The 12,394-nt window shown below is 73.2% G+C and carries 12 protein-coding genes; 7 read left to right on the plus strand and 5 right to left on the minus strand.

What is annotated here, in order from left to right; translation table 11 throughout:
- Positions 1–253 precede the first annotated feature (253 nt).
- A complete protein-coding gene (locus ADY59_RS22605) occupies positions 254–625 on the minus strand; it encodes a DUF5997 family protein (protein ID WP_049565218.1) in 372 nt (123 codons plus the stop codon).
- Positions 626–680: 55 nt separating this feature from the next.
- Here ADY59_RS22605 and ADY59_RS22610 point away from each other — a divergent pair, with 55 nt between their 5' ends.
- Complete coding sequence (locus ADY59_RS22610; RefSeq protein WP_231618837.1) at positions 681–1,547, plus strand: LysR family substrate-binding domain-containing protein; 867 nt, start codon at positions 681–683, stop codon at positions 1,545–1,547.
- A 124-nt stretch (positions 1,548–1,671) separates the two neighbouring features.
- Here ADY59_RS22610 and ADY59_RS22615 read toward each other — a convergent pair whose 3' ends face one another.
- The gene (locus ADY59_RS22615) at positions 1,672–3,357 is read right to left on the minus strand and encodes an acyl-CoA dehydrogenase family protein (protein ID WP_049565222.1); all 1,686 of its coding nucleotides are present in this window, start codon (positions 3,355–3,357) and stop codon (positions 1,672–1,674) included.
- Between the two features lie 31 nt (positions 3,358–3,388).
- Here ADY59_RS22615 and ADY59_RS22620 point away from each other — a divergent pair, with 31 nt between their 5' ends.
- Entirely contained in the window at positions 3,389–4,135 is a 747-nt protein-coding gene (locus tag ADY59_RS22620; RefSeq protein ID WP_197093788.1) for a PaaX domain-containing protein, C- domain protein, read from the plus strand.
- Between the two features lie 30 nt (positions 4,136–4,165).
- On the opposite strand, the gene ADY59_RS22625 is transcribed toward ADY59_RS22620, so the two are convergent.
- The gene (locus tag ADY59_RS22625) at positions 4,166–5,170 is read right to left on the minus strand and encodes a hypothetical protein (RefSeq protein WP_156325659.1); all 1,005 of its coding nucleotides are present in this window, start codon (positions 5,168–5,170) and stop codon (positions 4,166–4,168) included.
- A gap of 103 nt (positions 5,171–5,273) precedes the next feature.
- On the opposite strand from ADY59_RS22625, the gene ADY59_RS22630 reads away from it, so the two are divergent.
- The 5 genes from ADY59_RS22630 (at position 5,274) to ADY59_RS22650 (ending at position 10,037) form a co-directional block, all read left to right on the plus strand.
- Complete coding sequence (locus ADY59_RS22630; protein WP_053175046.1) at positions 5,274–5,984, plus strand: SDR family oxidoreductase; 711 nt, start codon at positions 5,274–5,276, stop codon at positions 5,982–5,984.
- Between the two features lie 34 nt (positions 5,985–6,018).
- A complete protein-coding gene (locus tag ADY59_RS22635; protein WP_049565228.1) occupies positions 6,019–7,416 on the plus strand; it encodes a glutamate--cysteine ligase in 1,398 nt (465 codons plus the stop codon).
- Between the two features lie 64 nt (positions 7,417–7,480).
- Positions 7,481–8,311, plus strand: a complete 831-nt coding sequence (locus ADY59_RS22640) for a helix-turn-helix transcriptional regulator (RefSeq protein WP_049565230.1) — start codon at positions 7,481–7,483, stop codon at positions 8,309–8,311.
- 1 nt (position 8,312) lies between these two features.
- Complete coding sequence (locus ADY59_RS22645; protein WP_049565231.1) at positions 8,313–9,350, plus strand: zinc-dependent alcohol dehydrogenase family protein; 1,038 nt, start codon at positions 8,313–8,315, stop codon at positions 9,348–9,350.
- Between the two features lie 81 nt (positions 9,351–9,431).
- Positions 9,432–10,037 carry a response regulator transcription factor gene (locus ADY59_RS22650; RefSeq protein WP_049565247.1) on the plus strand — a complete coding sequence of 202 codons (606 nt, stop codon included), beginning with the start codon at positions 9,432–9,434 and terminating at the stop codon, positions 10,035–10,037.
- Here the strand turns inward: ADY59_RS22650 and ADY59_RS48925 are convergent.
- Both ADY59_RS48925 and ADY59_RS22660 read right to left on the minus strand, forming a co-directional pair.
- Entirely contained in the window at positions 9,921–11,978 is a 2,058-nt protein-coding gene (locus ADY59_RS48925; protein ID WP_082310318.1) for a prolyl oligopeptidase family serine peptidase, read from the minus strand. The two genes, ADY59_RS22650 and ADY59_RS48925, sit on opposite strands and share 117 nt — an antisense overlap.
- Positions 11,979–11,998: 20 nt before the next feature.
- Positions 11,999–12,394, minus strand: a 396-nt coding sequence (locus ADY59_RS22660; protein WP_156325660.1) for an ATP-binding cassette domain-containing protein, incomplete at its 5' end; no start/stop codon positions are given.

Consider the following 12,394-nt stretch of genomic DNA (forward strand, 5'->3'; position numbering starts at 1 on the left):
GGCGGCGCCGCAACTCGGCTGCCGAACGCATCCCGTCAGCCTATAGCCCCGGAGCGGGACCGGGCTGCGCGGAAGTCTCCTGGCGGAAACGATCAGGGGCCTGTTCCGAGACATGGGCGATCCACGAATACGGCCACGGCGCTGGAGCAGGCTCTGGAGGCGAGGTGCCCTTGGATACCCGCCGAAAGACGCGTGGCGGGACCCCTCCGCAGCACCGGCGGAGCTGCCGGCGTCGTGATCGCTGCGGCCGGGCTCAGCGCTCCTTGAGGCGTTGGGCTTCCTTGCGGACGTCGGCCTGGACGGAGCGTTCGTGCTCGAGCCACGCCGGGTTTTCCGCCTTCAGGGCGTCGATCTCGGCCGTGGTGAGTGGGTCGGTGATCCCGCCTCTGATCAGGCCGGAGACGGACACGCCCAGCTTGGCGGCGACGACCTGCTTGGGGTGGGGACCGTTGCGGCGCAGGTCGGCGAGCCAGGCGGGTGGCGACGTCTGCAGCGCGTTCAGCTCGCTCCTGGAGACGACGCCCTCCTGGAACTCGGCGGGCGTGGCCGAGAGGAGGATGCCCAGCTTCTTGGCCGCGGTCGCGGGCTTCATCGTCTGGGTCGTCTTGGGTTTGAGCGAGGTCATGGGGTCAAGGGTAGTCAGGTCCGGCCGGTTCCTTTGACATCGGTACCCTGTGGGGGTGACTCATGAGGAGACGTTCCGGCTGGCGTACGCACCCGGGGTGACGCCCGCGAAATGGGTCGGTGTCTGGGCCGAGAGGCTGCCCGGCGTGCCGCTCACGCTGGTGGCGGCGCCCTCGGCCGAGGTGGTGGAGCTGCTGCGCGGCGGGGGCGCCGACGCCGGGTTCGTGCGGCTGCCGGTCGACCGGGACGGGCTCAGCGTGATTCCGCTGTACGTGGAGACCACGGTGGTCGTGGTGCCGAAGGACCACGCGGTGACGGCGGCCGACGAGGTGAGCGTCGCCGATCTGGCCGGTGAAGAGGTGTTCCATCCGCTGGACGACGCGCTGGAGTGGGCGGTGCGGCCGGGGGTGCCCGCGTTCGAGCGTCCGGCCACCACGGGGGACGCGGTCCAGTCGGTGGCCGCCGGGGCGGGGGTGCTGCTGGTGCCGCAGTCGCTCGCGCGTCTGCATCATCGGAGGGATCTCACGTACCGGCCCGTCACGGACGCGCCGCAGTCGCAGGTGGGGCTGGCCTGGCTCACCGACGCCACGACGGACCTGGTGGAGGATTTCATCGGCATCGTCCGCGGGCGGACGGCGAACAGCTCGCGTGGCCGTACTTCCGCCTCGCCGGCGGAGCAGCCGGACAAGGAACCGGTGAAGGCGCCAGGAGGTAAGGCGGGGGCGAAGCAGGGGGAGAAGCAGGGTGGTAAGCCCGCGCAGCGTCAGGCTCGGAAGCCCGCGCAGGGCAGCTCCGGACGCTCGGCGACCCCGACCGCCCGCGGCAAGGCCGGCGGGGGCAAAACCGGTCAGGGCAAAACCGGCGGAGGCAAAACCGGCGGGGGCAAGGCCGGGCGCGGCAAGCCGGGCCGCCGCCCCCGGTGACCGGTGATTCCGCTGCCTCCGCCGCCCCGGTGACCGCAGCGGCGGGACAGATCCCGTTGAAGACCCGAGGTCAGGCAGAGGGTGGGTCAGGACTGACGGGAGGTGCTCACCTCCATCATCTCTGTCAGAGGGTGAGGGCTCCGCTGACGAGGGCGTCGAAGTGGTCCAGGTCCTCGGCCGGGCGGTCCAGGCCGCGGAGCGGTCCGTGGTCGGCCAGGTGGGCGTCGGCGTAGAGGCGGGCGACCAGCGCCTTGCGTGACCCGTGCCCCGCACGCTCCTCCCACCCCGCCTGCTCCACCAGCAGCGCGGCGGCGTACACGTCGGCCATGAACTGGGCCAGCGGGTACAGCCGGGCCTCGGCCACCGCCGGGTCGAGCGTGGACCAGGCGGTGATCGCCTTGCGCAGGTCCTCGACGCGGCCTTGTACCAGGGACCAGTCGCCCGAGGGGGCCGATTCCAGGGCGGCCGCGAGGCGGTCGAGGAACGGCTCGTGGGCGTTCTCGCGGAGCATGGCCCGGCGCACGTCCAGGCAGAGGATGTTGTCGCCGCCCTCCCAGATGGGGTTGACCTGGGCGTCGCGCAGCAGCCGGGCCACCGGCCACTGCTCGATGTAGCCGTTGCCGCCGTGCGCCTCGACGGCGTCGACGGCGGCGGTGACGCCCAGGCGGGCGGCGCGGAGCTTGATCAGCGCGGGGGCGAGGCGCAGGCGGGGCCCGAGGTGGCCGTCGAAGACGAGCGCCTGGGCGGCCTCGGCCTCGACGATGAGCTCGGCGAGCTTGCGGCGCATGAGCGGCTGCTCGCTGAGGGGGCGGCCGAAGGCCTCGCGGGCGCCGGTGTAGCAGAGCGCTTCGACGAGGGCGCGCCTGGCGACGCCGGCGCCCATCATGGCGACGCCGAGGCGGGAGGCGTTGGTGAGCTTCATCATGGTGCCGAGTCCGGAGCCGGAGCCCGGCCCGGCGAGCAGGAACGCCTCCGCGCCGGTGAACTCGACCTCGGCCGAGGCGACGGAGCGGGTGCCGAGCTTGTCCTTGAGCCGGCGGATGCGTACGCCGTTGCGGCTGCCGTCGCGGCGCTCCCACAGCACCAGGAACGGCGCGACGGAGCCCTCGTGGCGGGCCAGCACCACGAACGCCGAGCCGTTGGCGTTGGAGGCGAACCACTTCAGGCCCGTCAGCAGCCACGCGTCGCCGTCGGGGACGGCGGCGGCCTCAAGGGCGGCCAGGTCGGAGCCGCCGGTGCGCTCGGTGAACATCTGGGCGGCCTCGCCCGAGTAGTAGCCGTCGGCGAAGATCTGCCGGACCCGCTCCTTGACGTCGTCGGGTGCGTGGCGTTCGGCGAGCGAGACGACCATGTCGCCGCCGGTGCCGAGCGCGCAGCCCATGCCGATGTCGGCCTGGTCGAGCAGGTACGTCCAGGCGGCGGCGAGGGCGGCAGGGTCGGCGCCGTTGGCGCGGGCCTGCTCGGCGAAGGCCGGGGAGGTGAAGTTGTCGGCCATGAGGGCCTGCCGGGCGGTGTGGAACGAGGGCGGCATGACGACCTCGCTGATGTCACGCCCCCATTTGTCGTATTTCTCCAGGCGTGGCGGGTTGCGGTCGGTCTCCTCGGCGCACTCGGCGATCAGCCCGCCCATGAGCGCGCCGAGCCGGTCGAGGTGCGGCTCGGCCCAGGCGTAGCCGTCGCCCAGGTGGCGCCGCATGAGCAGGCGCAGCGCCGGGTCGCAGCGCCACCAGTTGCGCCTGGCCGCGCCCTGGTAGCGCTCGGTGGCGTAACGGTCGCTGCCGTCGAACGGTTCGGTGAGATAGCGGCCCATACTCCGGAGTGTTACATATACTCGACACGCGATGGAAGAGCGTAATGGTCTGAGTGCCCGGTCGGCGGTGCTGAGCGCGTTGCTGGGCAGCCATCCGCCGAGCCTGCCCGCGCGCCGGCTGGTGCGCATCGGCGCGCTGTTCGGCATCGCCGAGGGCACGGTGCGGGTGGCGCTGTCGCGGATGGTCGGCGCGGGCGACCTGACCCAGGCCGGCGGCCTCTACACGCTGTCGGAGCGGCTGGTCGAGCGGCAGGCCAGGCAGGACGAGAGCCGCGCCCCGCACACCCGGCCGTGGGACGGCACGTGGGAGATCGCCGTGGTGACCGCCGAGCGGCGCGCGCCGGCGGACCGGGCGGCGTTCCGGCACACGATGACCGCACTGCGGCTGGCCGAGCTGCGTGAGGGCACCTGGATGCGGCCGGCCAACCTGCTGCGGGCGTGGCCGGAGAGCGTGGCCGCGCAGTGCACGCTGATCGACGGCCGCCCGCACGGCGACCCGACCGGGCTGCTGTGGGACCTGGAGGGGTGGACCGCCGAGGCCCACCGGCTCGAACGGGCGCTCGACGGGGCGCTCGGCCGGCGGACGGGCTGGCCGAGGGGTTCCTGGTGTCGGCGGCGGTGCTGCGCCACCTGCTCGCCGACCCGCTGCTCCCGCCGGAGCTGCTGCCGCCCGGGTGGCCGGGCGCCGGCCTGCGCGCCCGCTACGACGACTTCGACCGCCGCTACCGGGAGCTCCTCGACCGCCACCTCAAAGAATGACCCGGCCCTTCAAGAATGACCCGCCACCTCGGAAGGCAGCTCCGGCGTCTCAGAGGTCGACGCCGAAGATGACGCGCTTGCCACGGAACTCGGTGAGGCTCCACAGCCTGCCGTCCTGGACGGTCAGGTCCTCGGGGCCGACCGGGTAGGGCCTGGTGGTGAGCTCGCCTCCGCTGTGAACGAGCAGCTTGCCGTTGCCGGCGCTGCCGCGCGACTGGCTGAGGTACCAGGTGTCGCCCTGCGAGAGCGCGCCCTGGATCTTCTCGTGCCCCAGGACGTAGGCGTCCCTCGGCACGCCGTCCAGCGGCAGGTTCCAGCGGGCGACGCGGCCGCCGGGGCCGTCGCCGTCGTACTCGCCGGAGATCAGCGTGCCGGTGACCCGGTCGACGCCGGCGAAGGAGAAGATCGCGCGCCTCTCCGCGACCCGCCAGAAGTCCGTCTGCGGGATCACGTACCGGTAGCCGAAGGCGTGCAACCGGCCGCCGTGCCGGCCCACGCGGTCGCCGTCGCCCACGTCGTTCTGGACGGTACGCAGGTCGAGCACGTGGCCGAGGTCGAAGACGCGCAGCCCCCGGAAGGTGTCGGCCACGTACAGCAGGTCGCCGTGGCAGGCCACGCCGCCCGCGTGGATGTCGATCGGCGCGAAGGAGCCGTCGGGCTTGGCCTCGACGAGCAGCGCGTGCCGGTACTTCAGCGTCCGCGGGCTGAAGAACGTGGCCCTGATGCCCCGCTCCCCCGCCTCCGGCTTGTAGTACCAGGTCGCCACGAACATCGGCACGCCGATCGAGCCGGAGTCCTCGGCGCAGGTCAGGCCCTGCGGGTACCAGTCCACGGTGTCCTGGTCGCCGGCGTCGAAGGCGTACCACTCGGCGGGGCGGGGGCTCATCGCGCCGAGCGCCGCGCCGGCGCCCCGGCGCACCGCCTGCCGGTTGGCGGCGGCGATCACCGCTTCCACCGAGGTGGCGCCGATCTCGCCGGCCAGTTTGGCGGCCCCCTCGGCCAGAGAGCCGGTCGCCCGGCGCAACGTGAAGGGCGTCTCGTCCGTGGGAAGCATGGTCTCAGTCTGGCGGACATCGCGCCGGTTCAGGGTGGTATCGGCGATCCCAGGCTGTGAAGGGCTCTCCTGCGCGCCGCCGTTCTCCGCGAAGGTGGTGGCCATGACGACGACCGCCCTCATCACGGGCGCCAACAAGGGAATCGGGTTCGAGATCGCGCGGCTGCTCGCCGCACGCGGCGTCACCGCCGTCGTGGGGGCGCGCGACGAGGAGCGCGGCCGGGCCGCCGCCGCCGAGCTCGGCCAGCCGTACGTGCGTCTGGACGTGACGGACGAGAGCAGCGTGCAGGCCGCCGCCAAGTGGATCGGGGAGGAGTACGGCGCGCTCGACATCCTGGTCAACAACGCCGGCATGACCATCTGGCAGGAGGACCCCCGGCCCAGCGCCACGACGGCCGACATCATGCGCCAGACCTACGAGGTGAACGTGTTCGGTGTGGTGACGGTGACGAACGCGATGCTGCCGCTGCTGCGCCGGGCGCCCTCGGCCCGCATCGTGAACATGTCGAGCGAGCTCGGCTCCCTGCACCTGGCGCTCGATCCCGATTCACCGTTCTGGCCGCACAACTTCATGGCCTACAACTCCTCCAAGTCCGCGCTCAACATGGTCACCGCCGCCTACGCCAAAGAGCTGTGGGACACCCCGATCAAGGTCAACGCGGCCAACCCGGGCTACTGCGCCACCGACCTCAACGGGCACTCCGGCCACCGGACCGCCGAGCAGGGCGCGGCCATCGCGGTGCGGCTGGCCACGCTGGACGCCGACGGCCCGACCGGGACGTACCAGCAGGACGACGGTCCGGTGCCCTGGTAGGTGTCAACCCGCTCCCCCAGGACAGAGGGGGGTGATGGGACGGGATCTGGACAAGGCGCGTTTTTCCGAGGAAGAGTTCCGGCTGTTCGGCGAACGGCTGGAGGAGCAGCTCGTCGTGCTGCGCGAGCTGCTCGACCGGCCGGGGTTCGGCGAGGGCCCGGTCACGATCGGCGCCGAGCTGGAGTTGTTCCTCGTCGACGAGGCCGGCCGGCCGCTGCCGCGCAACAGCGAGGTACGCGACTCGCTCGGCGACCCGCGCGTGGTGCTGGAGCTGGGCCGGTTCAACCTGGAGGTGAACCTGACCCCGCTGCCGCTGGCCGGGCGGCCGTTCGAACGGCTCGGCGGGGAGATCCAGGAGACCCTGCGCATGGTGGACGCGGCCGTCGAGGGCGGCGGGGCGCTGCCCATCGGCATCCTGCCCACGCTCGACGCGGACGACTTCACGCCCGACGCGATGAGTGACGAGAACCGCTACGAGGCGTTGAGCAGGGGCATGCGGCGGCTGCGGCTGGAACCGTTCCTCGTCAAGATCGACGATTTGGAGCTGTCGGTCGAGAACGTGATCCTGGAGAGCGCCAACACCTCCTGGCAGGTGCACCTGCGCACGCCGCCGGACCGGTTCGCCCGGCTGTTCAACGCCGCCCAGCTCGCCATCGGGCCGGTGCTGGCCGTGTGCGGGAACTCGCCGCTGTTCCTCGGCCGGACGCTGTGGGAGGAGACCAGGATCGCGCTGTTCGAGGAGGCGGCCGACGACCGCGACGTGGAGCGGCTCTACCGCAAGGACGGGCGGGTCACGTTCGGCTCCGACTGGGTGCGCGAGGGCGCCTACGAGCTGTTCGAGCGGTACGTGCGCGACTACGACCCGGTCGTGCCCGACCTGACCGCCGGCGGCGACCCGGCCGAGGTGCCGCAGCTCCGGCTGCATCAGGGCACGATCTGGCAGTGGAACCGGCCCGTCTACGACCCGGCCGACGGCGGGCACCTGCGCATCGAGATGCGCGCGCTGCCCGCCGGGCCGTCGTGCGCGGACATGGCAGCCAACACCGCGTTCCTGCTCGGGCTGACGCTGGCGCAGGCCGAGCGCGACCTGACCGGCTACCGGTTCGCGCAGGCGTACCAGAACTTCTACCGGGCGGCCATGCACGGGCTGGACGCCAAGCTGTCGTGGCCCGGCAGGGACGGCGAGTTCGAGGCCGCCGACCTGGTGCTCAGCCTGCTGCCCGAGGCGCGGGCGGCGCTGCTGGGCGCCGGGGTGTCGGCCAAGGACGTCGACGACGCGTTCGAGATCATCGAGCAGCGGACCAAGCTGCGCCGCACCGGCGCGGCCTGGCAGCGGGAGGCGCTGAAGGCGTTCGGCGGCGACCGGGAGCGGCTGGTGCGGCGCTACCGCGAGCTGGCGCTGTCGGGCCTGCCGGTGCATCTGTGGCCGTAGGTGGGATCGGCGGTACCACCCACGCCGCTCCCCCGTAGCGGACCCCGTAGCGGACAATGGCGGCATGAACCACGACGAGCTTGCCGAATTCCTCCGCAGCAGGCGGGCCCGCGTCACCGTGCGTGACGTGGGCCTGCCCGACGCCGGCCGCCGCCGCACGCCGGGCCTGCGCCGGCAGGAGGTCGCGCAGCTGGCGGGCATGTCGATCGACTACTACATCCGGCTGGAGCAGGCGCGCGGCCCGCATCCCTCCCGGCAGGTGCTCAACGCGCTGGCCCGGGCCCTGATGCTCGACCAGGACGAGCGCGCCCACCTGTTCCGGCTGGCCGGGCAGCCGCTCGAGCCGGTCAGGATCAGGACCGACGTGCCCGACTCCGTCATGCACCTGATCGCCTTCCTGGAGGAGGTGCCGGCCTTCGTGCTCGATGCCAAGTACGACATGCTCGCCTGGAACCCGGTGGCCGGCCTGCTCCTCGGCGACCTCGACGCGCGGCCGCCCGAGCAGCTCAACGTCATCCGCTGGGTGTTCATGGCGCCCGACATCGCCGAGCACCTGGGCGACGAGGAGAAGGGCCGCTTCGCCCGCGCCTCGGTCGCCGACCTGCGCATGGCCGCCGGCCGCTACCCCGACGACGCGGGCCTGCAGGCGCTGGTGACCGAGATGCTGGCGCTCAGCCCGGAGTTCGCCCGGCTGTGGGCCGAGCACGAGGTGCGGCCCCGGCGCGAGCAGCGCAAAATCATCACTCACCCGCGGGTCGGCCGGATCGAGGCGATCTGCCAGGTCATGCCCGTGCCCGACCGCGACGACCTGCGGCTGGTCCTCTACACCGCCGAGCCCGGGTCGCGCTCCCACCAGGCCTTGCGCGAGCTGCGGCAGTTGACCCTAAGCTCATGAGATGCGAGCGGTTGCCTTTGACGTCTTCGGTGGAGAGCTCGACGTGCGCGAGCTGCCCGACCCCGCCCCCGCCCCGCACGGGGCGGTGATCAGGGTCGAGGCCACCGGCCTGTGCCGCAGCGACTGGCACGGCTGGCAGGGGCACGACCCCGACATCCGGGTCCTGCCGCACGTGCCGGGCCACGAACTGGCGGGCGTGGTGGAGGCCGTCGGCTCCGAGGTGCGCGACTGGCGGCCCGGCGCGCGCGTCACGGTCCCGTTCGTGTGCGCCTGCGGATCCTGTACGGCCTGCGCGACCGGCGAGCAGCAGGTGTGCGAGCGGCAGACGCAGCCCGGCTTCACCCACTGGGGCTCCTACGCGGAGCTCGTGGCGATCGACCACGCGGACGTCAACCTGATCGCGATCCCGGAGGAGATGGCCGCGGTGACCGCCGCCGGGCTGGGCTGCCGGTTCGCCACCTCCTTCCGCGCCGTGGCGCAGGTGGGCCGGGTGCGGCCGGGCGAGTGGGTGGCGGTGCACGGCTGCGGCGGCGTCGGGCTGTCCGCCGTCATGATCGCCACGGCGGCGGGGGCGCGGGTGGTGGCCGTCGACATCAGCACCGACGCGCTGCACCTGGCCGAGCAGGCGGGCGCCACGCACTTCGTCGACGGCTCGGCGGGCGACGCCGCCGCCCAGGTCAGGGAGCTGACCCGGGGCGGCGCGCACGTGTCGCTGGACGCGCTGGGCAGCCCGCAGACGTGCGCGGCCTCGGTCGAGAGCCTGCGCAGGCGTGGCCGTCACGTGCAGGTCGGGCTGCTGCCGGGCGGCCCGACGCCGGTGCCGATGGACCGGGTGATCGCCCTGGAGCTGAGCCTGCTGGGCAGTCACGGGATGGCGGCGCACGCCTATCCGCCGATGCTGGAGATGATCAGGGCCGGGCTCCTGCATCCCGACCAGCTCATCACGCGGACGATCGGGCTGGCCGACGCGGGCAAGGCCCTGGCCTCGCTGGGCTCGGTCCCCGGCGTCACGATGATCACACCAGGATTCCCGATCTGACTTGGCCGCTTTTCGAAGCGGCGCGGGTGGGTAAAGATGAGGAGCGCCTGTGTGATCGCCCGCCTGACCACGAGGAACTTGATGATCCGGACCTTGCTGGCCGAGGACATGCATCTCGTCAGGGGGGCGATCGTCGCCCTGCTCGCCTACGAGGAGGACATCGAGATCGTCGCGGAGGTGGACCGGGGTGACCGGATCCTCTCCACGGCGATCTCCTGCAAGCCCGACGTGGCCGTGCTCGACATCGCCCTGCCCGGCCTGGACGGCCTGTCGGCCGCAGGGCAGCTGCACCGGGAGATGCCCGAGGTCGGGGTGCTGATCCTGACCGGGGTGGGCACGCCGGGCCTGCTGAAGCGCGGGCTGGACGTGCACGTGCGCGGCTTCATGGCCAAGGACGCGCCGCCCGGCCGGCTCGGCGACGCCATCCGGCGGGTGGCCGCCGGGGAACGGGTGATCGACTCGGAGCTGGCGATCGCCGCGATGAGCCCGCCGGACGCGCCGCTCACCCAGCGGGAGCTGGACGTGATCGGCGCGGCCGCCGAGGGCGCCTCGGTGACCGAGATCGCCGCGTCACTGTTCCTGGCGGAGGGCACCGTCCGCAACTACCTGCACCGCAGCACGTCCAAGCTGGGCGCCCGCAGCCGCATCGACGCCATCCGCATCGCCCGCGAGGCCGGGTGGATCTGACGCGGTGTGCTCGGCCAGGAAGGCCAGCGCGTCGGCCGCGAGCGCGATGGACCGGCTCACCGCCCGCGCGCCGTGTCCGACGTCCGGCTCGTGGCGCAGCAGGATCGGCCGGTCGCCGGAGGTGGCCTGCTGCATCGCCGCGCACATCTTGCGGGCGTGCATCGGGTCGACCCGCGTGTCGGCGGCCGAGACGGTGAACAGCGTCGCCGGGTAGTCCACGCCCTTCCTGACCCGGTGGTAGGGCGAGTAGGCGAGCAGCCACGGCAGTTGAGCGGGGTCGTCCGCGCTGCCGTACTCGCCGGTCCAGGAGGGGCCGAGGCCGGTGCGGTGGTAGCGGATCATGTCGAGCAGGCCGGCCGAGCACACGGCGGCGGCGAACAGGTCCGGCCGCTGGGTGACGGCCGCCCCGACGAGCAGGCCGCCGTTCGACTCGCCCCAGACGGCCAGCCGGTCGGGGGTGGTCCAGCCGTCGGCGATGAGCTTCTCGGCGGCGGCGGTGAAGTCGTCGAACACGTTCTGCTTGCGATCGAGCATGCCGTCGCGGTGCCAGGACTCGCCCTCCTCGCCGCCGCCGCGCAGCCCGGCGACGGCCAGCACGCCGCCGGCCTCCACCCAGGCGAGCGAGTCGCTGGCGTAGCCGGGCAGCAGGGGGATGCCGAAGCCGCCGTACCCGGTCAGGATCGCCGGCCGGGGGCCGCCGTCGGACGGGCGTGCCACGACGAGCATCCGCACCCGGGTGCCGTCGGCGGAGGTGTACTCCAGACGCCGGCTCTCCACGTCCGGCGGCGGCACGTGCCCCGGCGGGGTCGCCCACAGGGTGGTGCTGCCCTCGCGCGCGTCGTACCGCCAGACCTGCGGCGGGGTGACGGCGTCGGTGTAGCTGAACCAGGCCTCGTGCCCGCCGCCGGGCCGGGAGGTGAGCGGGCCGATGGAGCCGAGGCCGGGCAGTGGCACCGGGCCCAGCCGCTCGCCCGTCGCCGCGTCGTACAGGCCGATCTCGCCGACGGCGTGCCGGGTCGCCGACACCAGCAGCCTGCCGCCGTCCAGGACGGTGAACGAGCCGAGCACCGCCTCCGGGTCCTCCGCGACCAGGTCGCGCCACCGCTCCGGCGTCTCGGGGTCCGCCACGCACAGCCTGCGGCGTGGCGCGTCCCGGTCGGTGAGCAGGTACAGCCGGCCGTCCGGGCCGACGGCCGCCGCCGTGCGGGCCCGCACGCCTTCCTGCACCGGGCGCGGCTCCCCGCCGCGCGCCAGGTCGGCGAGCCAGACGTCGTGGTACGAGGTGCCCGCGGAGATGAGCAGCCAGCGGCCGTCGGGGCTGATCGTCAGCCCGTAGGAGACCGGGCCGCGCTCGAACACCGGCACGTCCTCGCGAGTGCCGATCCGGTGCAGGTAGACGCCCTGGTGGAAGCGTACGTAGTAGAAGGCGTCGCCGCCGGGCAGCCAGGCCACCGGCGAGTAGCGGCAGCCGCCGATCGGGCCGTCGACCGGCTTCCCCGTGCCGACGTCGCCGACGTACAGGTCGGCGCGCTCGTCGCCGCTGCGGGAGAGCTGGTAGGCGAGCAGGCGGCCGGACGGGTCGGGCTGCCAGTCGTCGAGCGTGGTCAGGCCGGTGGGGTCGAGCTCCATCGGGTCGAGGACCGGCCGGTCGTCGCAGTACAGCACCGGGTGCTCCTGGCCGGCGGCCTGCCGCAGGTCGAAGCGCCGGCCGCCGCGCCACACCGGGGCGGTGACCATGCCGGTGCGGCTGAGCTCGGTCAGGCGGGCCAGGAAGCGCTCGCGCAGCGGCGGCCGGGCGGCGCGCCACAGCGTCTCCTGCTCGGCCAGCCACTCGCGGGTGGCCGGGCTGTCCGGGTCCTCCAGCCAGCGGTAGGGGTCGCTGACGGGGTGGCCGTGCAGGTTCTCGACCAGGGGCAGGGTGAACGTTTCAGGGTATTTCATGGTTTTCTTCATGACTTTTTTCATGACACGGTCTCCGGTTCCCAGTGTCCGGCCAGGTCGGCGTACAGCGGTGAGGCGGCCACCAGTTCCTCGTGGCCGCCGACGAGCGCGCGGCCGCCGTCCAGCAGCAGGATCCGCCGGGCGCGCAACGCCGAGGTGAGCCGGTGCGCGACCACTACGAGCGTTCCGCCCCGCCGCACGAACGCCCGCTCCACCCGCGCCTCGGCGGCCGGGTCCAGGTGGCACGTCGCCTCGTCCAGGATCACCAGCCGCGCCGGCGACACATAGGCCCGCACCAGAGCGACGAGCTGCCGCTGCCCCGCCGACAGCGCCCCGGGATCCACCTGCGCCCCGTAGCCGCCGGCCGCCTCCACCAGCCCCCGCGCCCCCAGCTCGGTCACGGCTCGATCCAGGAC

The sequence above is a fragment of the Nonomuraea sp. SBT364 genome (assembly GCF_001083785.1).
In the GTDB taxonomy this organism is placed as follows: Bacteria; Actinomycetota; Actinomycetes; order Streptosporangiales; family Streptosporangiaceae; genus Nonomuraea.